Here is a 25,594-nt window from a genome sequence, read left to right as displayed (position 1 = left end):
CCTTACGCAGGTCGCCCGGCAAACTGGCCGGGCAAACCTCATCAGCTTTTGGTTTTTACAAAGGCGCTTTTGTCGCCGCCAAACGGCACGGCCCCGCTGAATGGTTTTCCGTCGATAGCATCATGCATACGTAATGCTTCAGGACGCAGCCAGCGCTGTACGCGGGACGGCATATCCAGCCCAATCAACAGGATCACCACAAAGGTCAGGCTGAAGGAGAGCGATCCCAGCGCGGTGCCCAGATCCAGACGCTGTGCGATCAGCGCCCCGAGGATAGGGGCCAGCGCGCCGCCCAGTGCGCCAACGTTATAGGTAAAGCCCAGACCTGCCGCTCGCTGGTCGGTATCAAAATAACCGCCAATGAGTTTCGGTAAGATCCCGGAGATCCCCTGCCCCAGCATCTGCTGGAAAAACAGTAGCAGACCCAGTACCCAGACGTTTGCGCCGCCAATCGCAAATACCGGAATGATCAGCACCTGGGAAGCCAGCAAACTGCAAACGTAGGCTTTGCGCGTACCCAGCCAGTCGCCGAGGAAACCGCCCACGCAGCAGCCGACTGCCGCCCCAAAGCCGCTAAAGAAAAGCACCTGCGCAACGGTGTGAGGATCGTAAGCCAGTTCAGTTTTCAGATACGTTGGCAGCAGCGCCTGAATCGGCCATGAATAGAGGAAAGCAAAGAGCACCACGATCATCAGCATCACGCCCGTTGGCCAGCGCTTGCCGCTGCTTTGCACCATAAAACTGATGAAGATAACGGCGCACAGTAACCCTAACACCGCCACAATCGCCGCGTTTTGCAGGTCGCCCGCAAAGCAGAACCACAGCGCGATTGCGGCGGCGATCGTCATCAGCACATTGACGACGCGATGTTCGCCCCGGTAGAGGATGTCCACCATCGTGCGCACCGGCGCTTTGCCTTCGTGTTTCTCTTTCCAGTCTTCCGCTTCAGGGATGTTTTTACGCAGCCAGAGCGCGAAAATGATCGGCAGAATGCCAATGAAGAACAGCGCGCGCCAGCCCCAGACCGGAACCACCAGGCTGTAAACCTGCGCCGCCACGACTGCCCCGACGGAGAAACCGGAAATCAGGAATCCACTGGCTTTATTACGTAAGTGCTTCGGCCAGCTTTCAATGACATAGGTGGCGCTGGAGCCATATTCGCCCGCCATTCCCATACCGATCACCAGACGGGCGATAAACATGGTGGTATAGCCGGGCGCAAAACCGCAGGCCAGCGTCCCCATAGAGAAAAGAATGATACTGGTGATCATCGCCAGACGTCGGCCATAGCGGTCCCCCATTGCGCCTAACATTAGCCCGCCAAACCAGCGGGAAATAAACGCCGCCGAGATCAGGCTGGCCGCCTGAACCGTCGTTAACCCAAACTCGCCCTGCACTTCCGTCAGAACAAGGGCAATCAACACAAAATCAAAACCATCAAGCAAATATCCCAGCCAGGCAGCGGAAAATGCCCGCCACTGCGCCCGGTTGAGATGGCGATACCACGGGATATTCTGGGTAGAAGTACTCATTTTTCATTCTCCCGACGATTTTTATTGTCGCTTTGCCGGATGGCGGCTTCGCCGCGTCTTACCCGGCCTACGTTTCATATTTTGTAGGCCGGATAAGCGTTAGCGCTATCCGGCAACCGGTCAACCGCGTTCCTGCATTAACTGCTGCGCCAGCGCTTTCAGTTCAGGCAGATACTTCTCATCAACCGGCGAAAACGGCTTACGGCACAGCGGTACGGAGACCACGTCCATGTAGTGCAGCACCGTTTTCAGCCCACGGAACACGCCGGTTTTAATGAGCAGATCGATGACCTTATTGCACTCGGTTTGCAGATGCTGCGCTTTCGCTACATCGCCTTCCTGCAAGGCCTTAACAATCCCCTGATAACGCCAGCCCATAATGTTGTAAGTGCTGCCGATTCCCCCGTCTGCGCCTGCCAGCAGACCGGAAGCGAAGATTTCGTCATAACCGTTGTAGAGCACCAGATCAGGATGCGCACGGCGGATCTGCTCCATCTGATAGAGATCGCCGGAGGTTTGTTTCAGCGCGCCAACGCCGGGCAGCGTGACCAGCGTGTTGATTTGATCCAGCGTCAGCTTCACGCCGCTCAGCGCAGGAATGTTGTACACCACCATTGGTAATCCTTCAGCGGAATCGATAATGGCGCGGTAGTGATCGCAATGCTCTTCAAAGCTAAACGGATAATAAAACGGCGTCACGGCGGAAACGGCATCAAAACCGTAACGATGCGCCGCGCTGGCCAGTTGCTGGCTCTCTTCGGTGCTGACCGTACCGACATGGGCAATCAGCGTCACCTTGCCCTTCGCCTCTTCCGCCACAATTTCCAGGACCTGCTCTCTTTCTGCGCGGCTCTGAACGAACGCTTCCCCGGTCGAGCCACCGACGTACAGCCCATCAATGCCCTGCGCAATGTTGAAACGCACCAGACGGCGCAGGCTCTCAATATCCAGTTTCTGCTGGTTATCAAAAGGAGTTAACAACGCTGGCATTACGCCTCGTAAATCTTTTGCCATAACGACCTCTGTCGATGATTAGTGTTATCTGACTACATACCTTTATACCTATTATACCAGATCAAATAAGCAGCACCCCAGTACAGAACGCACAGAGTGCGATCTACTTCACTAAACGATCGTCAGGATCGCGATCGCTAACGCAATTTTTTCTTTTGATCGAAGGCGTGCCAGGTGGCGGATACGCTATTGAGGTGGGTTTGCAGCGCGCGGTCAGCTTCATCTGGATCGCGCCGACGAATGGCATCGACAATAGCGATATGCTCTTGATAGCTCACGCTATTATGCTCATGTAACTCCTGCCCGGAAACCGCAGGACGCGCAGCGATCAGCCAGTCCAGCAGCGCGACATGAATCGCCATGAAGATCGGATTGCCGGGGATTTCCGCCAGCACGCGGTGAAACTCGACGTCGGAACGAATGAAGAGCGCGTTATCGTCCAGCGACTGGCTGTTGATCTCCAGGGCTTTCGCCAGCAGATCAATTTGCTCATCCGTCGCGTGTTCCGCCGCATAGCGCACAAGGCTTGATTCAAAGAACAGGCGCAGTTGCTCAAAGTGGGCGATACCGCCGGGGTGCGAGAGGAAATCTTTCGCCATGCCGGAAAGTTCGCTGATGATGGTATCAGCAGAAGGCCGCGACACGCGGGCGCGTTCGCCGTTATTGATTTGCACCAGACCTTTACGCTTGAGCGCGGCAAGCGCTTCACGCACCGACGGGCGACCCACGTTGAAGAAGGTCATCAACTCCCGCTCAGACGGCAGCTGCTCCCCTTCGCTGAATTCACCGCGACGAATCATCTGCTCCAGTTCTTCTTCTACCATTTCCGACAGTTTTTTACGCGCCAGCGGGCGGCTGCGCAAACTACGGCCGATGGTTGGCGGAGAATTTTCTGCTTGCGAATCAAATGCGTTCATAGCGTCCATTATGTAAATCGTCGAGGAAAACAGCAACTAAGGCCATCCTATCACAGGATCGAAAGTGGGGTGAAATCGTGGGAGGCGTGAATAACAGGCCCAAAGCCGAAAGCTTTACGGAATCCACTCCTGGCTGGGGGTCTATAGACAAAAAAACAGGCCCTCAGGGCCTGTAGCGCATTGTTCAGGAACTATCAGACAGCACTTCGCTCGCCCAACCGACAAAAAACAATAACGTAATGATATTATTAATTTTTTACCAGCTAATGTGCGAGTCCTCCCCCGACGAAAATGCGAGGACACTATCTAATATAGGTTTGTCATCAATCTACAGGCCTTGTCTGTCTTGCTTATTTCACAACACGCAACGACGGACGCCCGCCGCGAGGAGGCGGCGTGTCATCAGGATCGTCATCGTGATTATCCGGCTTATCGCCATCAATCACCGACATGACCGTTTCGCTGTCAGACTGCTCTTCGTCATCGTTCAGGCTGCTAACGTCCGCGTCATAGGCTGCTTCCGGTTCGAACATGGTTCCGGCGCCATTCTCTCTCGCATAAACCGCCAGCACAGCAGCCATCGGAACAGAGACATTGCGCGGCACGCCGCCAAAACGCGCGTTGAAACGCACTTCGTCGTTGGCCAGTTCCAGATTACCGACAGCGCGTGGGGCAATATTAAGCACAATTTGCCCATCGCGAGCGTACTCCATCGGGACAATTACGCCCGGCAGCGTCACGTCAACAACCAGATGCGGAGTCAACTGGTTATCCAGCAGCCATTCATAAAACGCCCGTAACAGATACGGGCGACGCGGCGTCAGCTGTAATACGTCCATCATTTAGCCTCGACCAAGGCGCATTTCACGCTCGGCTTCAGTTAAAGATGCGAGGAAGGAGTCACGTTCAAATACGCGAGTCATATAGCCTTTGAGCTCTTTCGCCCCTGCGCCAACCAACTCGACACCGAGCACCGGCAAACGCCACAGCAGCGGAGCCAGGTAACAATCAACCAGGCTGAATTCATCGCTCAGGAAGTATGGCTTCTGCGTGAACACCGGCGCAATCGCCAGCAGCTCTTCACGCAACTGCTTACGCGCTGCATCAGCCTGCGCGGCAGTACCCGTCTGAATGGTATTCATCAGCGAATACCAGTCTTTTTCGATACGATGCATGTACAGACGGCTTTCCCCACGGGCCACCGGATAAACCGGCATTAACGGCGGATGCGGGAAACGCTCATCCAGGTATTCCATAATGATGCGAGATTCCCACAGAGTGAGCTCACGATCCACAAGCGTCGGTACGCTTTGATTCGGGTTGAGGTCAATCAGATCCTGAGGCGGGTTGTCCTTCTCCACATGCTCTATCTCAAAACTAACACCTTTTTCGGCCAGCACAATGCGGACCTGATGGCTATAGATGTCAGTAGGACCAGAAAACAGCGTCATTACCGAACGTTTGTTGGCAGCGACAGCCATGAAAACCTCCAGGTATATTCAGAATTTTTGTACTGCTGCCGACCACATATGGCCAGCCAGATGTAAAAACCCCATTTGCGTGACATCATTTCCGCCCATCATCCAGACAAAAAATGAACAATCACCTGCATTTGGGCAGAAAATTGGATGATAGTTTACCAGATTTTGCAGACGTTGTGGTGAGGGGATTCTGGAAATGCTGAAAAAGTAGTAATAACGGGGCGATTATAGAGAGAAAGTGGCTGATTAATTCATAAAAAAACCCGCCGAAGCGGGTTTTTTCGCAAATTGTTCTGCACAAGCAGAAAACAATTAACGTTTGGAGAACTGCGGACGACGACGCGCTTTACGCAGGCCGACTTTCTTACGTTCAACCTGACGAGCATCACGGGTAACGAAGCCTGCTTTACGCAGTTCGCCACGCAGAGACTCATCATACTCCATCAGAGCGCGGGTGATACCGTGACGGATCGCACCAGCCTGACCAGAGATACCACCACCTTTAACAGTGATGTACAGATCCAGTTTCTCAACCATGTCGACCAGTTCCAGCGGCTGACGAACTACCATACGGGCAGTTTCACGGCCAAAGTACTGTTCCAGAGAACGTTGGTTGATAACGATTTTACCGTTGCCCGGTTTGATGAACACGCGAGCTGCGGAACTTTTGCGGCGACCAGTGCCGTAGTATTGATTTTCAGCCATTGCCTATAATCCCGATTAGATGTCAAGAACTTGCGGTTGCTGTGCCGCGTGGTTGTGCTCGTTGCCCGCGTAAACTTTCAGTTTACGGAACATAGCACGACCCAGCGGGCCTTTTGGCAGCATGCCTTTAACCGCGATTTCAATCACACGCTCAGGACGGCGGGCAATCATCTCTTCAAAGGTCGCTTGTTTGATACCACCGATGTGGCCAGTGTGGTGGTAATACATTTTGTCTTCACGCTTGTTGCCGGTTACAGCAACTTTTTCTGCGTTCAGAACGATAATGTAATCACCGGTATCAACGTGCGGAGTATATTCCGCTTTATGCTTACCGCGCAGGCGACGAGCCAGTTCAGTAGCCAGACGGCCCAGAGTTTTACCGGTCGCGTCAACAACATACCAGTCACGTTGTACGGTTTCTGGTTTAGCTGTAAAAGTTTTCATTAAAAGCTTACCCAAATAAATAAGTTACACGTTGGCGAACACCCAAACGTTTGGTCAGTTGAGGTTCACACGACAAAGTCCGGCAAACCTACCCCTTCGAATAGCCTATGCCGGCGCATAGAAAGTTTTGGGAAAAAAACCTTCTCGTAACGTGGGGTCGCGAGATTATAGAGAAGTCGAGGTCAAAGATCGACCCCTTTATGTGATTTGTCCCCGTTTTTAGCCCGGTAAATGCTCCCGCTTCAGATACTCTTCGCTCTGCATCTCTTGCAAACGCGATAAACAGCGCTGGAATTCGAATTTCAGCCGTTCGCCCTGGTAAATGTCATACAGCGGCACCGCCGCACTGACCACCAGCTTGACGTGACGTTCGTAAAACTCATCCACCAGCGCGATAAATCGCCGCGCTTCGCTCTCAAGCTGCGCCGTCATAACCGGAACATCAAAGAGCATCACGGTGTGAAACAGGCGAGAAAGCGCAATATAGTCATGCTGGCTACGCGCATCCATACACAGCGTCGTAAAAGAAGCGGCCAGCGTCTGGTTTTCTACGCCCAGCGTCGGCAGAGGACGATGGTTTATCTCCAGCGTAGGCGTTTGCTCACGCTTCGCCCCCGCCAGAACCAGCCAAAGCTTATCCATCTGTTGCTGCGTCTCTGCGTTCAGCGGCGACAGCCACAGATGCGCCTGGGTCAGCGTGCGCAAACGGTAATCAATACCGGCATCCACGTTCATTACATCGCAATGCTGCTTGATCGCGTCAATGGCGGGCAGGAAACGGGCACGCTGAAGACCGTTTCGGTACAACTCGTCCGGCGGGATGTTCGACGTCGCCACCAGAGTAATGCCGCGCGCGAACAGCGCTTTCATCAGGCCGCCAAGCAGCATCGCGTCGGTGATGTCAGAAACAAAAAACTCATCAAAACAGAGCACATCCGTTTCAGCTTTAAAGCGGTCGGCAACGATCTCCAGCGGGTCGCTGTGCCCCTGCAGAGTGGTTAACGCTTCGTGGACGCGCAGCATAAAACGGTGAAAATGCAGACGCTGTTTACGCTCGCCAGGCAAACTTTGATAGAACATATCCATCAGCCAGGTTTTCCCCCGCCCCACCCCGCCCCACATATAGAGGCCACGCACCGCGGCCGGTTCAACGACTGACTTGCGTTTGCCCAGTAGCTTACCGAGTTTTGCCCGCAGACCGCCCTCATTTTGCGGCACGGCGGCGGGCTTATTCTGTAATTCCTGGTAAATGGTATCAAGACGACTAACCGCTTCTTGCTGAACGTCGTCAGGTTGGTAATGACCCTCTTTGAGGGCAGAAAGGTAACGCGATGTTGGGGACAGGCTTTGCATGATCTACTTGTTATTCCTTGAAAACCGTCGTGCCGTAGCTCACGATTGACGAAAAAAAGGCCGTTCTACACTACGCGATGATACGCCAGGATTCCACTTCTGTAGAATTAGCGGTTATAGTGGCATTATCGGGCGCAGGCGGAGAGCCTCAAAACCACCCTACGGAACCACAAAACAACGGGAGATGTTCATGACCTGGGAATATGCGCTAATTGGGCTAGTTGTCGGTATTATCATTGGCGCCGTCGCTATGCGTTTTGGCAACCGCAAATTACGCCAACAACAGGCTCTGCAATTCGAACTGGAAAAGAATAAAGCAGAGCTGGAAGAGTACCGTGAAGAACTGGTGAGCCATTTCGCCCAGAGCGCCGAGCTTCTGGATAACATGGCACGTGACTATCGCCAGCTGTACCAGCATATGGCGAAAAGCTCCAGTACCCTTTTGCCGGACAGCATGGCTGACGCCAATCCTTTCCGTAACCGACTGGCGGAGTCAGAAGCGGGCAACGATCAGGCGCCGGTGCAAATGCCGCGTGATTATTCTGAAGGCGCGTCCGGCCTGCTGCGCGGCGGTGTCAAACACGACTAATGCGCCCTCAGTAATAAAAATATTTTCCGGGCGTATCTCCTGCGCCCGTCTCCCCCTTTCATCCCAGCTACAATTTAAACATCGATCACATTGTTACCTGATCGAAAATTCAATAACATCAGGCTATTCGGGACGTTTTCCATACACCTCAGGTTATGAGAGCCAGCATCTAATGAAGAAACAGACTTTGCTGTTGAGTGCGTTAGCGTTAAGCATTGGGTTATCGTTGTCCGCCTTACCTCCGGCTGCGGCATCATTACCGACACAGGTTCCCGGTCAGGGCGCATTGCCAAGCCTTGCGCCGATGCTGGAAAAAGTGTTACCGGCGGTGGTCAGCATACAGGTCGAAGGCTCGGCCTCGCCGACCCAGAATATGCCGGAAGAGTTGAAAAAGTATTTTGGCGACAACGTGCCGCAAGAGCAGGCTCAGCCTTTTGAAGGCCTTGGGTCCGGCGTCATTATTAATGCGGCGAAAGGCTACGTGTTAACCAATAATCACGTCATCGCACACGCGCAGAAAATCAGCGTCCAGCTCAATGATGGCCGCGAATTTGACGCAAAGCTGGTCGGCAGCGATGAACAGAGTGATATCGCCCTGCTGCAGATACAAAAACCCAGTAATCTGACCCAAATCGCAATTGCCGATTCTGACAAACTGCGGGTGGGGGATTTCGCCGTCGCCGTTGGCAACCCGTTCGGTCTCGGACAAACCGCCACTTCCGGGATTATTTCCGCCCTCGGGCGTAGCGGGCTGAACCTTGAGGGGCTGGAAAACTTCATTCAGACCGATGCTTCCATCAACCGCGGCAACTCTGGCGGTGCGCTATTAAATCTCAACGGTGAGCTGATCGGTATCAACACCGCTATTCTGGCCCCGAGCGGCGGCAGCATCGGCATTGGTTTTGCGATCCCAAGCAATATGGCCAGAACCCTTGCCCAGCAGCTGATCCAATTTGGTGAAATCAAACGCGGTCTGCTGGGGATTAAAGGCATGGAGATGAGCGCGGATATCGCCAAAGCGATGAACCTTAACGTTCAGCGCGGCGCATTTGTCAGCGAAGTTCTGCCAGGCTCCGGCGCCGCGAAGGCAGGGGTCAAATCCGGTGACGTTATCGTCAGCCTGAACGGCAAACCGCTCAGTAGCTTCGCCGAACTGCGTTCCCGCATCGCGACCACAGAACCCGGAACCAAAGTGAAGTTAGGGCTGCTGCGCGACGGTAAAAATATTGATGTCGATGTCACGCTGGATAAGAGCACCTCATCAACCGCCAGCGCGGAGCTCATTACTCCCGCCTTACAGGGTGCATCATTAAGCGACGGTAAGATGAAAGATGGAACTCAGGGCGTGCTCATTGATAGCGTCGATAAAGGCAGTCCTGCGGCGCAGGCAGGGCTACATAAAGACGATATGATTATCGGCCTCAACCGAGAGCGTATTCATTCCATTGCGGAACTGCGAAAAATGCTGGAAAACAAACCAACGGTCATCGCGCTGAACGTTATCCGCGGTAATGAAAGCATTTATCTGCTCCTGCATTAACTCGCCTCCGGACATCGCATACCGTGCGATGTCCGGATAAGTCGTGTTATGCTGCGACTGTCCATTCACCAACGATATCTGCATCATGCCTGGAAAGCTTTTACGTTCGATAATCATCGGTCTGATCGTCGGGGGAGTATTATTGGCCGTTATGCCTTCGCTACGCCAATGGCACCTTTCGCCGACCACAGAGTACGATAGCGCGGATGAATCCCCCGCCAGCTATAATTCTGCCGTTCGTCGCGCCGCCCCTGCGGTGGTCAACGTCTATAATCGCGCCCTTAATAGCAGCAGCCATAATCAGTTGACTCTCGGGTCCGGTGTCATAATGGACCAACGTGGTTATATTCTGACGAATAAGCACGTTATTAACGATGCGGACCAGATTATCGTCGCATTGCAGGATGGTCGGGTTTTTGAAGCGCTCCTGGTCGGTTCCGACTCCCTTACCGATCTGGCGGTGTTAAAAATCAACGCCAGCGGTGGCCTGCCTGTCATCCCGATTAACCCAAAACGTGTGCCGCATATTGGTGACGTCGTGCTGGCGATTGGTAACCCGTACAACCTCGGGCAGACCATTACCCAGGGAATTATCAGCGCCACCGGTCGTATCGGCCTCAACCCCACCGGACGGCAGAACTTCCTGCAGACCGACGCGTCAATCAACCACGGTAACTCCGGCGGCGCGCTGGTGAATTCGCTGGGCGAACTGATGGGGATCAACACCCTTTCATTTGATAAAAGTAACGATGGCGAAACGCCGGAGGGGATCGGTTTTGCCATTCCTTTTCAACTGGCAACCAAGATTATGGATAAGCTGATCCGTGATGGTCGCGTCATCCGTGGCTACATAGGTATCAGTGGTCGAGAGATTGCGCCACTGCATACGCAAGGTGGCGGCAGTCTCGATCAGATCCAGGGGATCGTGGTGAACAGCGTCGCACCGGATGGGCCAGCCGCCCTGGCGGGGATCCGCGCCAACGACGTGATTATCTCGGTTAACAATAAGCCTGCCGTTTCGGCGCTGGAAACCATGGATCAGGTGGCGGAGATTCGCCCGGGATCGGAAATTCCGGTGATCATTATGCGTGACGATAAAAAAATCACCCTGCATGTCATCGTACAGGAATATCCGGCAACAAATTAACAAGCTCGCCCGGACAAGGGAACGCTTTTAGTCAGCAAATTTAGCCCTGACCGGGGATCTGACCAGAAACCCGGTTACGGTCATCAGCGACCACCACACAGGCCACGCGATCTGATGTTCCCGCGGCATCATTCATGCAAACATCCCGGAGCGACTTTTGCCATAGCTCTCGCTCTCGCTGGCGCCTGCCAGTCAAAAGACAGATTTGCAGTCATTAAGGAGCCAGAGAAGCGCGTAAAAAGCCGGAGCGCAGGCCCCGGCTTCCCTTTTCGTTAAACGCTATTTGTTCACGAAATCCTCGCCGAGGGCGATATCTTTCTTCAGCGTGTCCAACATACCTTCCAGAGCATGTTGTTCAAACGCGCTGAGTTTACCGATGGGCCGCCGCTCTTCTACACCATTTTTACCTAACAGCAGCGGCTGTGAGAAAAAGCGGGCATATTGACCATCGCCCTCAACGTAAGCGCATTCCACCACCCCTTGTTCGCCCTGCAGGGCCCGCACCAAAGAGAGGCCAAATCGCGCGGCGGCCTGGCCCATAGACAGCGTTGCTGAACCGCCGCCAGCTTTTGCCTCAACAACTTCAGTGCCTGCATTCTGAATGCGTTTGGTTAAATCCACCACTTCCTGCTCGCTAAAGCTCACGCCCGCAATTTGTGACAATAAAGGCAGAATCGTCACCCCTGAGTGGCCGCCAATAACCGGTACGTCTATCGCCGTTGAAGATTTATCTTTCAGTTCGGCAACAAAAGTATTAGAACGAATAATATCCAGCGTGGTGACGCCAAACAGCTTGTTCTTGTCATAAATACCGGCTTTCTTTAGCACTTCCGCCGCGATCGCCACGGTTGTATTGACTGGATTGGTAATAACGCCAATGCAGGCTTGTGGGCAGGTTTTGGCAATCTGTAGCACCAGATTCTTCACAATACCGGCATTGACATTAAATAAATCTGAACGATCCATGCCGGGCTTACGCGCCACGCCTGCGGATATCAGCACCACATCGGCGCCTTCCAGCGCTGGCGTCGCGTCTTCACCGGAAAAACCTTTGATTTTTACATCGGTAGGGATATGACTAAGATCCACCGCCACGCCCGGCGTGACCGGAGCGATGTCGTACAACGAGAGTTTTGAACCTGAAGGCAGTTGGGTCTTAAGTAGTAGGGCAAGCGCCTGGCCAATTCCACCAGCTGCGCCGAGGACTGCAACTTTCATCCTAAACTCCTTATTATGGTTAATATCGTCTTTCGTTACTCCGTGGCCGGGACCTTAATTCACGAGATGAATAATTACAATAATTATGGTTGAAGAATGCGTCGTTGCGCGTAGCAATGCAGCAACATTGCGTTTCTCCCTGGGGCCGATCATCCAGCAAAGCGTAGTACCGGAACGACTACTGGTTACAATACACCCAGCGTGTTCAACAGAACAATATCATTTAATAACATTTTATTTACTTTTCCCGCAATTTGCGCACCGTGACGAAGGCATGTTCCTGATTAGTTTTTTTTGCTAAAATATGCCCCCTTCATAATATTTTTTACGCTTCTCCCCTGCGGATTATTTGCATAAAAATGCATGCTTATGCATAATAAGACGGTTTTTACCACCATAATTGGGTGACTTATGCGAATTTCGGCAAAACAAGAAGAACTGGTTAAAGCGTTTAAAGCGCTGCTAAAAGAAGAAAAATTCAGCTCTCAAGGTGAAATCGTACAAGCATTACAAGAAGAAGGTTTCGATAATATCAACCAATCGAAAGTCTCACGTATGCTGACGAAATTTGGCGCGGTACGTACGCGTAATGCAAAAATGGAAATGGTTTATTGCCTGCCTGCCGAGCTTGGTGTGCCGACCACCTCCAGCCCGTTGAAAAATCTGGTGCTGGACATCGACTATAACGATTCAGTCGTGGTCATCCGTACCAGCCCTGGCGCGGCACAGCTGATCGCCCGCCTTCTGGACTCCCTTGGCAAGGCTGAAGGTATCCTTGGCAGTATCGCCGGAGATGACACCATCTTTACCACACCGGCCAGGGGTTTTTCCGTTAAAGAGCTGCATGACGCCATTCTCGTCCTGTTTGAGCAGGAACTCTAAACGACGTCCCTCTGGTTAGCGCCAGGGGGATGCCTTTCAAAAAATTATCATTTCTTTAACATTTCGTGTGTTTTTTCGCCTCTATACATTCCTTTACCTAATGGTTCAGTCTAAAACGCACAAAAGATCAAATCCATATATCATAATGATTTAATTGAATATATCAGGCAATAACGGCCAAACGATGATATTTGTAATTCTTATACGTTATAAGAAAGATACTTCTTTGTAATCATTATCGATAGAAATAATTAGCACGGTATTAATATTTTCAGTTATTAGTGTATACTTGATTTTGTGATAGGGGTCACGAAACAAAAGCCCCTGACAAAAAGATTCGACGAGGTCAATATCATGAAAATCAAAACCACTGTAGCAGTACTGAGTATCCTCTCTGTCCTCTCTTTTGGTGCTTTCGCCGCTGATGTTATCAACGGCGAACAGGCTCAAGGCCGGCAGGCCATCGGTACCGTTTCCGTTAGCGCAGTCAGTTCCTCTCCGATGGACATGCGCGAAATGCTGAACCAGAAAGCGCAAGAAAAAGGGGCTTCTTCTTATCGCATTATCGAAGCGCACGCTGGTGACCAGTGGCACGCCACGGCTGAACTTTATCAATAAGATTTAATGAGAGTTGATAATTAACTGAATACAGAATCTCTTCAGCGGCCAGGTTGATCGCAACCTCCTGCCGCTGCAATGACTAAGGTTGGAGAAAAGATCATGAAAAGCGCAATGATTATCGCATCCCTGGGACTGGCATCCGTTCTCTCTTTCGGCGCGAATGCGGCAGTCAACCAAGTGAACGCAGAGCAGGCACAAAATCTGCAGTCCATGGGTACCGTCTCTATTTCTCAGGTAGGCAGCGCCCCGATGGATATGCGTCAACAACTGGCGGCTAAGGCCGAGAAAGAAGGCGCCAGCAGCTACCGTATTATTGAAGCCCGTACTGGCGATAGCTGGCACGCAACGGCTGAGTTGTACAAATAAACCCTCGTCGTCTTATCCGACGACTTGCCCCTGCTCTGTCAGGGGCCTTTTTATGCCTGACGCAGATTAAAACGCAGCGCGCCTTCCAGCTCTTCTTCCGCTTCATCAAACAGCAAAATTAATGCGCCAAATCGCCGACGCTGATTATCGTTTAAATGAATAAACTGAATCTCCAGCGGTACTGGCAGCAACCCGCCGGTCACCGCGTCCCACAGAGAATCAAGGTTATTCACTTTCTCACGTTCTAAAGCAAAGGTACGCGAAAACTGGCGATAAAAATCCTGCTGCTCGATTATGCCATCAAAGTCAAAGGTATAAGTCATCATCACACGCATCCTGTCCACACCTGCAACCCGAATTATTTTGGGTATATCTCCCCTGATCCGGCGTCTCTCTCCACGCTGGTGGTAGAGTCGTTACTCTGATGATTAAGTATAGTGATTCGCTGCTAACTGCTGGTGAGAACATGCTGATATTTATGGAGTACCTCCACCAGCCTGCGTACAGGTTCGGTCACCTGCCCAGACGCGTCCCATTGCTGCAATTTTTGCTGATAAATATCCAGCTCATTAAGCAGACGGGTAAAATAGTAGCGCCGCTTATCATCATTACTGGCGGAAATAACGCGATCCGCCGTACGACGTAGCTGCCGATGAAACGCCGACAAATCATCGTTTATGGGAACGGGCGCATCACGCAAACGCTGATGTGCGATGATCAGGGTCAGCGCCAGACGAAAACGGGCGATATCGCCCGGAAACTTATTCAGCAATAGAAAAAGCTGGCGATAGAGTGCCGGTAAATGGTTCTCTTTACGCCGTGTCATATTGGTCGTCAGCGACGACACTGCCGCGGAGACAAACTGGTTGAGCAGGACCCTCCCGGTGCGGGCCCGCGAATTATCGCGCACCAGCAATATGACCATCAGCGCGAGGAAACATCCCACGATCTGCCCTAATGCGCTATCGAGGAACTGGTTAAACTCAAACTGCATCGGATTATCGAGCACCAGAATATTGATCGTGCTGGCCAGCGCCCCCAGCGATCCCAGCCGCCGTTTTTGTACCTCAATGCCGATAAAAAACGCCATCGCCGCAAGGCTGATGCATAATAACAGCATACTTTGCTGGGTCGCAGGCATGATCACAAGGAAAAACAGTGCGCCCAGCGGCAAAGCGGCCAGCGTGCCATAAAGGAAATCAATCGCCACCATCCGCGGATTGGGCAGACGCATCGCCAGCGAGGTGACGACAGCAATCATCACCATTGCCCCACTCCCCGAAGTCCAGCCGGTCCACAGCCAGAACAGCGTACCAAGGATACAAGAGATCGAAGTACGCCAGAAGTTGACCATCGCATGATGACGCTCAGCAGACTCAGCTTTAACAACCACCTCGCCCTGTAGCACCTCATCCTCAATACGGCTGATTTTAGTATTACCGACAACGCCTCGTTTTAATAACAAATAACGCGTCGCAGCACCAACCCAACTGTAAATCGTCACCGGCGTATTATGCTCCCCTTTCCAGGTAAGAAAACGGCGCATGCGCTTGAGTTGTCGGTGCACATCCTGAACGGTTTCAACCGGCTCGGCAAACAGTTCACGGTAATCACTGGTAACCATCTCAGGCCGTGTATTCTGAATTAAATAGGTTTCACAGGCCTGGGTAATTAAAGTCAACGAAAGGGTATTGATTGCCTTCAGGCGCTGATTGGCCTTTGCCCAGCGTGAAGACTCCATAATCAGATTACTGCGCATGCCTTCCATTGCATTTGTTCGGCGAACCAGCGCGCCCCAGGCGCTGTCGGTTTCCTCTTTGTCGCCGTGGGCCACGCAAAGCTGCATCAGACGATATTGCGCAATCAGCAGATTATCCAGCTCAAGGTCGATCTCTTTTTTTATCGAACGCGGTGAAAACACCAGGTCGGCCATGATTGCACTGACGATACCAACCACAATTTCGCTGCAGCGTTCGACGGCAAATTGTGGCGCCAGCATCGGCTCTTCATGGATAGTGATGATAATGATAAGCGCGGTATAACCCGCCAGCCCCCAGGCATAAGAGTTTTCTACTCGTACCAGTGATGAAATCCAGGTGCAGAATCCCGCCCACAGGCAGCAAACCAGCAACATAAGCAGCGGTGCGCGGATCATCAACATTGTAATCGCCAGCGCGGCAAAGCAACCGATAAAAGTGCCGATGATACGCAGCATCCCGCGATAGCGAATCGCCCCAGAGTAAGGCTCTCCCCCGGCGGCAAATGCTGGCCCTGCGGCGACAATCGCCGCGGTCAGTACTGCCCAGCGCGGCGTTTCCAGTTGGAAGTGGAAACCGACGAATAATGCCAGCACCACCGCGCAGGCTAACTTAACGGCAAACCGGAGATGCCGGGGGTCAATCGTGAAGATCCCCATAACGATTAACCGAACTCACGCAGGCGCATCGCCAGTTTCTGGAAGATGTTCGCCTTGCGGATATCACGATCTTTTTTCCCCGTAATTACTACCGTCGCGGTGGTTCCCGCAGGCCAGAGATTACCCTGCTGATGATCAAGATGAATGCGCACCGGTACGCGCTGTGCAAGGCGTACCCATTCAAGATTAGAATCAATCGAAGCCAGCCCTTTTGCATCACTACTGCTGCTGGTATTAGTAACCCCTGCCGCGATGCTATCTACAGTACCTTTAAGGATATGCCCGCTTCCCAATGGCGTGATTTCGGCCCGGTAACCGGGACGCACGCCCTCAAGCTTGGTCTCTTCAAGATAGGCCATGACATAAAAAGTATTCTGCTTCACCAGCGCAACGGCCGTTGAGCCGCGCGTGATGAACTCGCCGCTGTAAACGTTCAGGTTGGTCACCCACCCATCAGCAGGCGCACGAATCACCGTACGGGCGAGATCCAGCTTTGCCAGATCGCGGCTTGCTATTGCTTTGGCCAGTTGCTGCTCAACGGTTTGCAGAGCGTTATTTGCCTGATCGATCTCCTCCCGGGACATCGCCTGTACGCCAAGACGATTACGGCGGCTGGCTTCCGCGCGCTTCTCTCGCGCCTCGGTCTGGTAATAGGAGACATCAGCTTCCGCTTCGGCTAACGCTTTCTGATATCGCGGCTGGTCAATGACGAACAAGATCTGGTCTTTCTTAACCAGTTGGTTATCCTTTACATTCACCTGTGAAATCAGGCCGGACACATCCGGGGCGATGGCCACAATATCCGCACTAAAACGCGCGTCGCGTGTCCAGGGTGAAGTGGTGTAATACACCCATGCGCGGAAAATAGCGAAAAATGCAAAGATAACCAGTATCACTGTGATTGCGGTACGGAGGGTATTTCTTGTTAGTGTTTTCACATCAACCTCAAACGAACAAACGCGATATCAGATAAAACAGGCAGCAATACAGCGCGGTATTAAACAACGCCGGGTGCCAGACAAAATCATAGATGCCGGTCGGAACCAGCAAGCGATGCACCAGCCAGAAGATAGCCAGCGACAATAGCAATTCAAAGAAGATCGGCGGAAATGACAAGCCGAAAATCACAATGACAGGAAACAGACTCATGATGACCTTGATAAGAAGCGTACAGGTGGTATATGCGATGCGTTTATTATTTAGCTAACAATATAGTAACGTAATAATTGCAGCCTTATCTATATTGTGTGATCTAAATCACTTTTAACCCAGAGTGAATAATGGAACGACTAAAACGTATGTCCATTTTTGCCAGAGTGGTCGAACTCGGTTCGTTTACCGCCGCGGCGCGCCAGCTCCAGATGAGCGTTTCATCCATCAGCCAGACAGTTGCCAAACTGGAAGATGAACTACAGGTGAAGCTACTTAATCGCAGTACCCGTAGCCTTGGCTTAACAGAAGCAGGAAAAATCTATTATCAAGGCTGTCGGCGAATGTTGTTCGAAGTTCAGGATGTCCATGAACAGCTGTATGCATTTAACAACACGCCTATCGGTACGCTTCGTATCGGCTGCTCTTCAACGATGGCACAGAATGTCCTGGCCAGCATAACGGCGGAAATGCTCAAAGAGTACCCGGGATTATCGATAAACCTGGTCACCGGCATCCCTGCGCCAGACCTGATTGCCGATGGCCTGGATGTGGTGATTCGCGTTGGCGCGCTACAGGACTCCAGCCTCTTTTCCCGCCGCCTGGGCTCCATGCCGATGGTACTCTGCGCGGCGAAAAACTATCTTCAGCACGCCGGGTATCCGGAAAAGCCGACAGATCTCGCCAGCCACTCCTGGCTTGAATACAGTGTACGGCCTGATAATGAATTCGAAATCATCGCCCCGGAAGGGATCTCAACCAAACTGATCCCTCAGGGGCGTTTTGTCACTAATGATCCCATGACGCTGGTCCGCTGGCTGACAGCGGGCGTCGGGGTGGCATATGTCCCGATAATGTGGGCGATCGACGAGATAAACCGTGGTGAAATCGAGATCCTGCTACCGAGCTATCAGTCAGATCCGCGCCCGGTTTACGCATTGTATACCGAGAAAGATAAACTGCCGCTGAAAGTACAGGTGTGCATTAACTACCTGACGGAGTATTTCGTCGGCGTAGCAAAAATTTATCAGGGGATGCATGGCCGCGGAGGCGCCTGATCTCCCGGAAAGAAGGTAGCGATAGTTAACGCACTGTGCTGAATGAGTCACTCGACTGTCTGCCGCTGACGTGCGACTTTCATCGCAACGCCGCAGAGTTGATTTGCGCTTTCGCAGGGGCGAAAGCGCACTGGGACAGGTCAGGCAGTACCGCCGACGGTAAGATTATCGACTTTAAGCGTTGGCTGACCGACGCCTACCGGCACGCTCTGCCCCTCTTTACCGCAGACGCCGACGCCGCTGTCCAGCTTCAGATCGTTACCCACCATCGAAATCTGCTGCATCGTTTCAATCCCGGAACCGATAAGCGTGGCGCCTTTCACCGCTTTTGTCACTTTTCCCTTTTCAATCAGGTAAGCTTCCGAGGTCGAAAAGACAAACTTACCGGAGGTGATATCCACCTGGCCGCCACCGAAGTTCGGCGCATAGATACCGTAATCAACCGATTCGATAATCTCCTGCGGTGTCGATTTCCCCGCCAGCATGTAGGTGTTGGTCATCCGCGGCATCGGCAAATGCGCGTAGGACTCGCGACGTCCGTTGCCGGTTGGTGCGACGCCCATCAGCCTGGCGTTGAGCTTGTCCTGCATATAGCCTTTAAGAATACCGTTTTCGATCAGTACGTTATACTGACCCGGCGTACCTTCGTCATCAATAGCGACGGAGCCGCGGCGATCGGCAATCGTGCCATCATCCACCACAGTGCACAGCTCAGAGGCCACCCGTTCCCCCATATGACCGCTGAAAACCGACGTCCCGCGACGGTTAAAATCGCCTTCCAGACCATGTCCGACCGCTTCGTGCAACAATACGCCAGGCCAACCTGCGCCTAATACGACTGGCAACATCCCGGCAGGCGCCGCGACGGCGCCCAAATTGACCAGCGCCATACGCACGGCTTCTCTCGCCCAGACATCGGCGCGCACTTCGCCATCTTGTACCGCGAGGAAATAGTCATAACCAAAACGGCCGCCGCCGCCGCTGGCGCCGCGTTCGCGTCTGCCATCCTCTTCCACCAGCACGCTGACGGAGAGACGCACCAGCGGACGCACATCGGCCGCCAGCGTACCGTCGGTGGCGGCAACAAGAATTAACTCGTAAACGCCGCTCAGGCTGGCGGAAACTTCCTGCACCCGCTTGTCGGCGGCACGAGCGGTTTTATCCACCCGGCGCAGAATATCCAGCTTCTCTTCACGACTCATGCTTTGCAGCGGATCGATACTGGTATAGAGCGAGCGGTATCCTACTTCGCCGAGAGTATGAACTTCCCCGTCGCCGTGGTCGCGCACGATGGTGCGAGCCGCCTGTGCGCTCTGTTCCAGCGCCAGCAGGCTGATTTGGTCGGCGTAAGCAAAACCGGTTTTTTCCCCGCTTACCGCACGCACGCCGACGCCCTGATCGATATTGTACGAACCATCTTTAATGATGCCGTCTTCCAGAACCCAGGACTCGTGATAGCTCGACTGAAAATAGAGATCGCCATAATCAAGACGGCGCTCGGCCAGTTGACCAAGAATGGCAAACAGATCCTGATGATTCAGGCCATTTGCCGACAGTAATTGTTCACTTACCAGGTTCAGACTCATCGTTATGCTACTCGTTTGTTGCCGCCTTTCAGGCGGAAAAAAGTACCCTAAATAGTGCAGACTGCCGGGCAGGAATGCCAAAAAAGGCTCCTGAACGGCGCTTGTGCCGCCCCCTACGGGACAGGTCGGGCCATTTCTGACCTGCGCGCGTATAACCACCTGAAGTATGACGGGTACAGAATGCTATCTATTGAGAGTGCGATAATTCCCCACAATCGTCAAATCATTGCTTTTTGTCGCTCCGCGCCTGGCGCAGGACTTCATTAATTTGCGGCTGATCGATAGGACCGGTAATGCGATAGCGCAAAATAGAGACCTTGTTCCACAGCGGCCCCAGCACCTTACTGGCGGCAAAGACCGCAGCGCCGATGATGGGGTTAACAGTAAAGGCCGCCGCGACACCCACAGTGGCCGAAATTTCCGGCGCCACCACCGCCTGCATATCCAGCTGGCGGCGGACGAGATCCACAGACCCTTTCATGGCGATATCGGCCTCCAGGCCATCGACCAGCGTATCGTCGGTATTCAGCACGCCGTCTTTAATCCACGCCGTACTGTGAATCGAATCGAAGTAAAACCCTTCGCTAAAGGTATCGCTAAAATCAAAGCGCAGCTTGCGCAGCAGAGCGTCAACGCTGAGCAAACGCAAAAGCTGGCCTGCATGACCGGTGCTCAGATCGGTAAATTCACCTTTTCCAAGATGGCTTTTGAGGATCCCATTAAGTGACGCAACGTCAGGCTGCCACGGGGGCGCACGCCAGTGCAGATCATAATCCACATCGAACGACGATCCTTTTACCGGTGAAGAGATACCAAAGAAATTCACAAAATCATCGCTTTTATTACCGTGCAACTTACCCTTCAGCGACGTACGTACGCCGCCCGGGGCGTTAACCCAGGCACCATCAGTCGTCAGGCGGCCAAAACCGGTATCCACAAGTCCGTTCGTCAGCGTCAGGGTATCACCGCGGATAGTGAAATCGCCCTCAATACGGCCATATTTTTGCCCCCATAGCCAACACTCCGCGCAACGGAGCTGAAGGTCAGGCCAGCCGTGGAAATCCCAATGAGCATCGGCCAAAGGAACGCGAGTTTCCGCCGCAGCGGAATTTTTTGCTGACGTCGGGTTGTAATAGAGGTAGCGGATCGTCGCCAGCCACGGCGCATTATTACTCATCGTCAGCGTCGCATTGATTTCACGACCCTGAGCGTCGATCTTCGTCCCCCCCATATCGGGCCGGGCAACAAGACTCACATTATTCCAGCGCTGACCCGCCATCACTAACGCAGGCGTACGCAATGTCACTCGCTCCGGCAAGCTCAGGTTACTGCTGACATCATTTGCTACGCCGCCCTGGAATAACGCCAGCCACTGTGCGCCATCCATCGGCGGCAAATTTAGCTCCACACCGGACTGCTCAGGAAGCGGTGAAACAGTCTTACTGTCAGAGGTCAAAATAGCGCGATCCAACGTCAGCTTATGACCCAGCAGCCAGCGACTATTAATATGGTTTTTAGCCCCTACGGCGCCGGTAAGATTGAAACTGCGCAACCCGCCATCGACCTTAATTTTTACTGGCAGGGACTCACCGGCTTTCTTATCCATCGGTGCGGGTAAGTGACTACTTACATTCTTCAGGTCACCGTTAATATCGACTTTGTAATTGACGCCGCCGCGGTAGGGCAATTCTATTGCCACCTTGCCATCCCAGGGCACGCTGCCGCTCAAAGCGCCATCCAACGCGTTTGGCAGTAAGCCGGTACGCGCAGGCTGCCAGTTAGCATTCATCCCAACGTTAATCAGGAACGCTTTTTCACCCTCAGCAGTCGAAAAATCAACATTCAGCGGCTGGTTAAACCACCTGGCATTCATTGGTTCGCTTTTCAGATCGCCGTTTACAAAGCTGAATTTACCGCTCAAATTGTGCAGCGTGGCATCAATAGACTTGATAAACAATGTGTTATTTTTTAGCTGAACGTCACCTTCCGCGGTGGTCATCTCGCCATCCAGGGGAATATCAAGATGTAAGCGAGCGCTCACATCCCCATCCAGTTGCAGATCGGACAACGCCGCACCCAGAGATGCTTTCAACGGCGTCGCGTTAAAGTAAGGCCCCACATCTTTACCCGGCCCCTTAACATCGGCGTCAATCAGCAGCTTTTCTCGCGAATAGTCAGGGATCGCCGCCTCCAGGTTACTGGCGGTGACTTTACCCAGCATGACTTTATCGGCCTTCATCCACAAGCCGTCATTGATAAAGTTAAGGTCGATATTCAGCCCGGTCAGTGCGGGCCAGTCGGGTTGAAAAGCAAAGGTGGCGTTCTTGAGCGGCACCGAGACCTGAAACTGGCCTTCGTTATGCTTATAAGGGAACAGATGTGGATTACCGCCGTACACCAGCGTGGCATCGGTTGCCTGGCCACCTTTAATCGCCCCGCTAAGGTAATCCACCAGCGCTTTACCCATTAAATTTTCCGGGAAGTAGCGCCATGCCTGACTGCCATCGCTGGTACTGATACCGGCCAGAATACCGAGCCAGGGTTGCTCGCCCTGCGGTTGCAGATAGCGGAACCCGCCGCGAGCGCGAACGCCGGTAGCCTGCACATCAATGTCACGGCCATCAAGCTCAAAGCCTTTATCATTCTTCAACCAACTGAGTGTCGCATCACCTTGAGCGATTTCCAGCGGCGCACGAAATACCGTCTCATAAGGCATTTTTGCCTGAGTCATTGAGGCATGAAGAACGCCGTTTTCCACGCTTCCGGCAACGCTTCCGGAGAAATGCTCAGCCCCCGGCAATAGCTTCCATTGTTTCCATGACATGTTGCTCCAGTCGGCCTGGAAGCGCGTTTTATCCACAGTCTGTAGCGGAATATCCAGCGCCAGTAGATTGATTTTCCCGTCAGGCTGCGTCGTTCGCCAGATTTTACTCAACGCAGGGGCCAGTTTGTCCGCCATCGGCTGTAGCCCACTCAGGCCGCTGAGATTAAGATTGCTGGCGCGAATACGCAGTTCGTCGCTGTGCTGGGGGGTATTTTCGCCGACGCGCTGAGCCGGGATCCACGCCATCGCCAGCGCGCCACTCGGCCAGGGTTTATCATCAATAGAGATTCGCGTATCCGGGATCCGAAATCCCCAGATTTGATTATCGCGATAGATGTGCGCCGTCAGGTTATCCACCGACAGATGATGTTCATCTTTGTCGCCCTGCCAGCTGGCCCCGCCTTTTTTCAGCCATACATCGCCGCTGGCCACATCACCTTTGTCGATGGTCATCCAGCCTTCAAGGCTGAAACGCGCACTCTGCAAGGCAATGTTGTCCTGCATCCAGCGCCCAAGCCACGGCTTAACGTCGATATCATCAGCCTGAAGCCAGACGCGTCCTTTGTTAAGCAGGCCGTCTTCATCGCGCAGATCCATACGTACCTGCATCACGCCATGCTGACCAGTCAGACTGCTGAGACTTAACTCCCCTTCGGCGCGATGGCGGTTTTTACCATTCAGCCAGGTAAGCTGCGGAATGGACAGATCTGCCCGCTGACCCGAAATGGTCAGAAAGCTGAGGTGGCTGTCACGCAGAATAAAGTGATCGAACTGGCGGAGAAAAAGATCTCTGATACGGTCGGGTTTCAGACCTTCGCCATTATTATTCGCCTGGATAGGCGTATTGGTATGAATCTGTAACTGCCAGAAAGTCAGGTCGCGAAATTGCCAGCGCATGTGCAGCAAGCTCTGCCAGACATCAAGCGCCAGAGTAACGCGTTTAACAGAGAGTTTGCCGCCGTCATTAAGGTCAGCCTTAACATCACGAACATCAAGCGTCGGGCCAAAATTTTGCCAGCTGGCGCTCAGTTGCGAGGCATCAACCGGCACGCCCGTCATCGCGGAAACTTTTTCCAGCACCAGCGGACGCCAGTTGTTCAACTGCGGCAATACGAGACGCAGACCACTCACCAGCAGTGCGACGATAACAATCAATGTTGCCACGGTGAGCAGTAATATCCCGGGCAGTCGCCTCACGCATCTCTCCTTGTCAGCTTTTTACACGTCACCCTTACGCCCCTTATTCAGGAATAATGGCCTGAACAGAGGCCAGGAGGATGATTACATCATTACCACATCAAACTGCTCCTGATTATAGAGCGGCTCAATTTGTACTTTGACCTGTTTGCCGACAAAGATTTCCACTTCCGCCAGCGCGTGCGATTCTTCCCCTTTCAGCGTTTCCGCTACCGCAGGAGAAGCATAGACCAGAAAACGGTCAGAATCGTAGGCATGGTGCACACGCACGATTTCGCGCATGATTTCATAGCACACCGTTTCCACCGTTTTCACCGTGCCGCGACCATGACAAGTCGGACATTCGTTGCACAGCACGTGCTCGATGCTTTCGCGGGTACGTTTGCGGGTCATCTCTACCAGCCCAAGCTGGGAGAAACCGTTAATGCTGGTTTTGACCCGGTCTTTGCTCAATGCCTGCTCAAGCGAATGCAACACCCGGCGACGATGATCCTCATTATTCATATCAATGAAATCAATGATGATGATCCCACCAAGGTTGCGCAGCCGTAGCTGGCGGGCAATCGCCTGAGTCGCCTCAATGTTGGTATTAAAGATGGTGTCGTCCAGATTGCGGTGACCAACGAATGCGCCGGTATTGATATCAACGGTCGTCATCGCTTCCGTTTGATCGATGATCAGATACCCGCCTGATTTCAGCTCAACTTTACGCTCCAGCGCGCGCTGAATTTCATTTTCGACATCAAAAAGATCGAAGATCGGCTGACGACCACTATAGTGCTCCAGCTTGTCGGTCATCTCCGGAATATATTCGGCAGTAAACTCAAGCAACGATTCGTAGGTCAGACGGGAGTCCACGCGAATGCGGTCAAGCTGAGCATCGGCGAAATCACGCAGCACGCGCTGCGCCAGCGCCAGTTCGCCGTACATCTGGTAGCGTGTCTGCTGGCGCTTTTTGCGCTCCATCACTTTCGTCCAGACGCGCTTGAGATAAGCGGCATCAGCGGCCATCTCCTGTTCATGTACGCCTTCCGCGGCGGTACGGATAATAAATCCCCCCTGCTCATCACAGTATTCTGACACCACTTTTTTCAGGCGCTCGCGTTCCGCTTCGCTTTCAATACGCTGAGAGACGCCGACGTGTGAGGCGCCGGGCATAAAGACCAGATAGCGAGAAGGAATGGTGATATCGGTGGTCAGGCGGGCGCCTTTGGTTCCGAGCGGATCTTTCACCACCTGCACCATTAAATCCTGACCCTGGCGGACAAGTTCAGAGATGTCGCGAACGGTAAACTGTTTTTGCTCCTCGCCCGCCACGCACTCGGTATGGGGCATAATGTCGGAAGCGTGCAGAAATGCGGCCTTTTCCAGACCAATATCTACAAAAGCCGCCTGCATTCCCGGCAGCACGCGACTGACACGACCTTTGTAGATATTGCCTACGATCCCACGTCGCGCCTCACGCTCAATATGAATTTCCTGGAGGATGCCACCATCAATGTATGCGACGCGAGTTTCCGACGGCGTTACGTTAACCAATAATTCAGCTGTCATC

23 protein-coding genes are annotated in these 25,594 nt (G+C 52.9%); 7 read left to right on the top strand and 16 right to left on the bottom strand.

The features are described from left to right. Nucleotides 1–41: 41 nt before the first annotated feature. The 8 genes from nanT to zapE all read right to left on the bottom strand — a co-directional run bounded on the left by nanT (nt 42) and on the right by zapE (nt 7,446). Nucleotides 42–1,532, bottom strand: coding sequence for a sialic acid transporter NanT (gene nanT / locus ABK821_RS19610; protein WP_343178489.1), 1,491 nt, complete (start codon nt 1,530–1,532; stop codon nt 42–44). Nucleotides 1,533–1,652: 120 nt separating this feature from the next. After that, nucleotides 1,653–2,546, bottom strand: coding sequence for an N-acetylneuraminate lyase (gene nanA, locus ABK821_RS19605; protein WP_012135358.1), 894 nt, complete (start codon nt 2,544–2,546; stop codon nt 1,653–1,655). A 137-nt stretch (nt 2,547–2,683) separates the two neighbouring features. After that, the gene (gene nanR, locus ABK821_RS19600) at nt 2,684–3,472 is read right to left on the bottom strand and encodes a transcriptional regulator NanR (protein WP_142502755.1); all 789 of its coding nucleotides are present in this window, start codon (nt 3,470–3,472) and stop codon (nt 2,684–2,686) included. Between the two features lie 341 nt (nt 3,473–3,813). Beyond that, a complete protein-coding gene (gene sspB, locus ABK821_RS19595; RefSeq protein ID WP_138362952.1) occupies nt 3,814–4,302 on the bottom strand; it encodes a ClpXP protease specificity-enhancing factor in 489 nt (162 codons plus the stop codon). Between the two features lie 3 nt (nt 4,303–4,305). Next, the gene (sspA, locus tag ABK821_RS19590; RefSeq protein WP_138362909.1) at nt 4,306–4,944 is read right to left on the bottom strand and encodes a stringent starvation protein SspA; all 639 of its coding nucleotides are present in this window, start codon (nt 4,942–4,944) and stop codon (nt 4,306–4,308) included. A gap of 312 nt (nt 4,945–5,256) precedes the next feature. Then, the gene (gene rpsI, locus ABK821_RS19585) at nt 5,257–5,649 is read right to left on the bottom strand and encodes a 30S ribosomal protein S9 (RefSeq protein ID WP_000829815.1); all 393 of its coding nucleotides are present in this window, start codon (nt 5,647–5,649) and stop codon (nt 5,257–5,259) included. A gap of 15 nt (nt 5,650–5,664) precedes the next feature. Then, nucleotides 5,665–6,093 (bottom strand): 50S ribosomal protein L13, encoded by a 429-nt coding sequence (rplM, locus tag ABK821_RS19580; RefSeq protein ID WP_138362908.1) that lies wholly within the window; start codon nt 6,091–6,093, stop codon nt 5,665–5,667. Nucleotides 6,094–6,312: 219 nt separating this feature from the next. Next, the gene (gene zapE / locus ABK821_RS19575) at nt 6,313–7,446 is read right to left on the bottom strand and encodes a cell division protein ZapE (RefSeq protein WP_343178488.1); all 1,134 of its coding nucleotides are present in this window, start codon (nt 7,444–7,446) and stop codon (nt 6,313–6,315) included. 190 nt (nt 7,447–7,636) lie between these two features. On the opposite strand from zapE, the gene zapG reads away from it, so the two are divergent. The 3 genes from zapG (at nt 7,637) to degS (ending at nt 10,722) form a co-directional block, all read left to right on the top strand. Then, nucleotides 7,637–8,035 (top strand): Z-ring associated protein ZapG, encoded by a 399-nt coding sequence (gene zapG / locus ABK821_RS19570; RefSeq protein WP_138362906.1) that lies wholly within the window; start codon nt 7,637–7,639, stop codon nt 8,033–8,035. A gap of 172 nt (nt 8,036–8,207) precedes the next feature. Next, nucleotides 8,208–9,575, top strand: a complete 1,368-nt coding sequence (gene degQ, locus ABK821_RS19565) for a serine endoprotease DegQ (RefSeq protein WP_138362905.1) — start codon at nt 8,208–8,210, stop codon at nt 9,573–9,575. A gap of 85 nt (nt 9,576–9,660) precedes the next feature. Beyond that, nucleotides 9,661–10,722: an outer membrane-stress sensor serine endopeptidase DegS gene (gene degS, locus ABK821_RS19560; RefSeq protein ID WP_343178487.1), complete on the top strand. Its 1,062-nt coding sequence runs from the start codon at nt 9,661–9,663 to the stop codon at nt 10,720–10,722. A gap of 279 nt (nt 10,723–11,001) precedes the next feature. Here the strand turns inward: degS and mdh are convergent, their stop codons facing one another. Next, nucleotides 11,002–11,940 (bottom strand): malate dehydrogenase, encoded by a 939-nt coding sequence (gene mdh, locus ABK821_RS19555; RefSeq protein WP_138362903.1) that lies wholly within the window; start codon nt 11,938–11,940, stop codon nt 11,002–11,004. Between the two features lie 411 nt (nt 11,941–12,351). On the opposite strand from mdh, the gene argR reads away from it, so the two are divergent. From argR to yhcN-B, 3 genes are all read left to right on the top strand, one after another. After that, nucleotides 12,352–12,822, top strand: a complete 471-nt coding sequence (gene argR, locus ABK821_RS19550; protein WP_138362902.1) for a transcriptional regulator ArgR — start codon at nt 12,352–12,354, stop codon at nt 12,820–12,822. A gap of 354 nt (nt 12,823–13,176) precedes the next feature. Next, nucleotides 13,177–13,440, top strand: coding sequence for a peroxide/acid stress response protein YhcN (gene yhcN / locus ABK821_RS19545; protein WP_343178486.1), 264 nt, complete (start codon nt 13,177–13,179; stop codon nt 13,438–13,440). A 102-nt stretch (nt 13,441–13,542) separates the two neighbouring features. Continuing rightward, complete coding sequence (gene yhcN-B / locus ABK821_RS19540; protein WP_138362900.1) at nt 13,543–13,809, top strand: DUF1471 family stress response protein YhcN-B; 267 nt, start codon at nt 13,543–13,545, stop codon at nt 13,807–13,809. Between the two features lie 50 nt (nt 13,810–13,859). Here yhcN-B and ABK821_RS19535 read toward each other — a convergent pair whose 3' ends face one another. The 4 genes from ABK821_RS19535 to aaeX form a co-directional block, all read right to left on the bottom strand. Beyond that, entirely contained in the window at nt 13,860–14,135 is a 276-nt protein-coding gene (locus ABK821_RS19535; RefSeq protein ID WP_138362899.1) for a barstar family protein, read from the bottom strand. Between the two features lie 122 nt (nt 14,136–14,257). Continuing rightward, a complete protein-coding gene (gene aaeB / locus ABK821_RS19530; protein WP_138362898.1) occupies nt 14,258–16,225 on the bottom strand; it encodes a p-hydroxybenzoic acid efflux pump subunit AaeB in 1,968 nt (655 codons plus the stop codon). A 5-nt stretch (nt 16,226–16,230) separates the two neighbouring features. Then, complete coding sequence (aaeA, locus tag ABK821_RS19525; RefSeq protein ID WP_138362897.1) at nt 16,231–17,163, bottom strand: p-hydroxybenzoic acid efflux pump subunit AaeA; 933 nt, start codon at nt 17,161–17,163, stop codon at nt 16,231–16,233. Between the two features lie 7 nt (nt 17,164–17,170). Further along, nucleotides 17,171–17,374, bottom strand: a complete 204-nt coding sequence (gene aaeX, locus ABK821_RS19520) for a p-hydroxybenzoic acid efflux pump operon protein AaeX (protein WP_002918640.1) — start codon at nt 17,372–17,374, stop codon at nt 17,171–17,173. 131 nt (nt 17,375–17,505) lie between these two features. Between aaeX and aaeR the strand changes: the two genes are divergently transcribed. Beyond that, the gene (aaeR, locus tag ABK821_RS19515; protein WP_138362896.1) at nt 17,506–18,432 is read left to right on the top strand and encodes an HTH-type transcriptional activator AaeR; all 927 of its coding nucleotides are present in this window, start codon (nt 17,506–17,508) and stop codon (nt 18,430–18,432) included. A gap of 140 nt (nt 18,433–18,572) precedes the next feature. On the opposite strand, the gene tldD is transcribed toward aaeR, so the two are convergent. The 3 genes from tldD to rng form a co-directional block, all read right to left on the bottom strand. Next, nucleotides 18,573–20,018: a metalloprotease TldD gene (tldD, locus tag ABK821_RS19510; RefSeq protein ID WP_343178485.1), complete on the bottom strand. Its 1,446-nt coding sequence runs from the start codon at nt 20,016–20,018 to the stop codon at nt 18,573–18,575. Nucleotides 20,019–20,241: 223 nt separating this feature from the next. Further along, entirely contained in the window at nt 20,242–24,039 is a 3,798-nt protein-coding gene (yhdP, locus tag ABK821_RS19505; protein ID WP_343178484.1) for an AsmA2 domain-containing protein YhdP, read from the bottom strand. An 84-nt stretch (nt 24,040–24,123) separates the two neighbouring features. After that, nucleotides 24,124–25,593, bottom strand: a complete 1,470-nt coding sequence (rng, locus tag ABK821_RS19500) for a ribonuclease G (protein WP_138362893.1) — start codon at nt 25,591–25,593, stop codon at nt 24,124–24,126. Nucleotide 25,594: the final 1 nt, after the last annotated feature.

This window comes from Klebsiella sp. KE9456 (assembly GCF_043832615.1).
GTDB lineage: Bacteria > Pseudomonadota > Gammaproteobacteria > Enterobacterales > Enterobacteriaceae > Klebsiella > Klebsiella indica.
The sequence above is the reverse complement of the archived record's forward strand: the minus strand, read 5'-3'. Positions and strand labels throughout refer to the sequence as shown.

Bases quoted from the DNA above. Each gene is read 5' to 3' on its own strand.
- mdh (WP_138362903.1), bottom strand. From the start codon at position 11,940: ATGAAAGTTGCAGTCCTCGGCGCAGCTGGTGGAATTGGCCAGGCGCTT.
- degQ (WP_138362905.1), top strand. From the start codon at position 8,208: ATGAAGAAACAGACTTTGCTGTTGAGTGCGTTAGCGTTAAGCATTGGG.
- rplM (WP_138362908.1), bottom strand. From the start codon at position 6,093: ATGAAAACTTTTACAGCTAAACCAGAAACCGTACAACGTGACTGGTAT.
- aaeB (WP_138362898.1), bottom strand. From the start codon at position 16,225: ATGGGGATCTTCACGATTGACCCCCGGCATCTCCGGTTTGCCGTTAAG.
- sspB (WP_138362952.1), bottom strand. From the start codon at position 4,302: ATGGACGTATTACAGCTGACGCCGCGTCGCCCGTATCTGTTACGGGCG.
- nanR (WP_142502755.1), bottom strand. From the start codon at position 3,472: ATGGACGCTATGAACGCATTTGATTCGCAAGCAGAAAATTCTCCGCCA.
- ABK821_RS19535 (WP_138362899.1), bottom strand. From the start codon at position 14,135: ATGATGACTTATACCTTTGACTTTGATGGCATAATCGAGCAGCAGGAT.
- argR (WP_138362902.1), top strand. From the start codon at position 12,352: ATGCGAATTTCGGCAAAACAAGAAGAACTGGTTAAAGCGTTTAAAGCG.
- zapG (WP_138362906.1), top strand. From the start codon at position 7,637: ATGACCTGGGAATATGCGCTAATTGGGCTAGTTGTCGGTATTATCATT.
- rng (WP_138362893.1), bottom strand. From the start codon at position 25,593: ATGACAGCTGAATTATTGGTTAACGTAACGCCGTCGGAAACTCGCGTC.
- sspA (WP_138362909.1), bottom strand. From the start codon at position 4,944: ATGGCTGTCGCTGCCAACAAACGTTCGGTAATGACGCTGTTTTCTGGT.
- aaeR (WP_138362896.1), top strand. From the start codon at position 17,506: ATGGAACGACTAAAACGTATGTCCATTTTTGCCAGAGTGGTCGAACTC.
- yhcN (WP_343178486.1), top strand. From the start codon at position 13,177: ATGAAAATCAAAACCACTGTAGCAGTACTGAGTATCCTCTCTGTCCTC.
- aaeX (WP_002918640.1), bottom strand. From the start codon at position 17,374: ATGAGTCTGTTTCCTGTCATTGTGATTTTCGGCTTGTCATTTCCGCCG.
- degS (WP_343178487.1), top strand. From the start codon at position 9,661: ATGCCTGGAAAGCTTTTACGTTCGATAATCATCGGTCTGATCGTCGGG.
- zapE (WP_343178488.1), bottom strand. From the start codon at position 7,446: ATGCAAAGCCTGTCCCCAACATCGCGTTACCTTTCTGCCCTCAAAGAG.
- tldD (WP_343178485.1), bottom strand. From the start codon at position 20,018: ATGAGTCTGAACCTGGTAAGTGAACAATTACTGTCGGCAAATGGCCTG.
- yhcN-B (WP_138362900.1), top strand. From the start codon at position 13,543: ATGAAAAGCGCAATGATTATCGCATCCCTGGGACTGGCATCCGTTCTC.
- rpsI (WP_000829815.1), bottom strand. From the start codon at position 5,649: ATGGCTGAAAATCAATACTACGGCACTGGTCGCCGCAAAAGTTCCGCA.
- nanA (WP_012135358.1), bottom strand. From the start codon at position 2,546: ATGGCAAAAGATTTACGAGGCGTAATGCCAGCGTTGTTAACTCCTTTT.
- nanT (WP_343178489.1), bottom strand. From the start codon at position 1,532: ATGAGTACTTCTACCCAGAATATCCCGTGGTATCGCCATCTCAACCGG.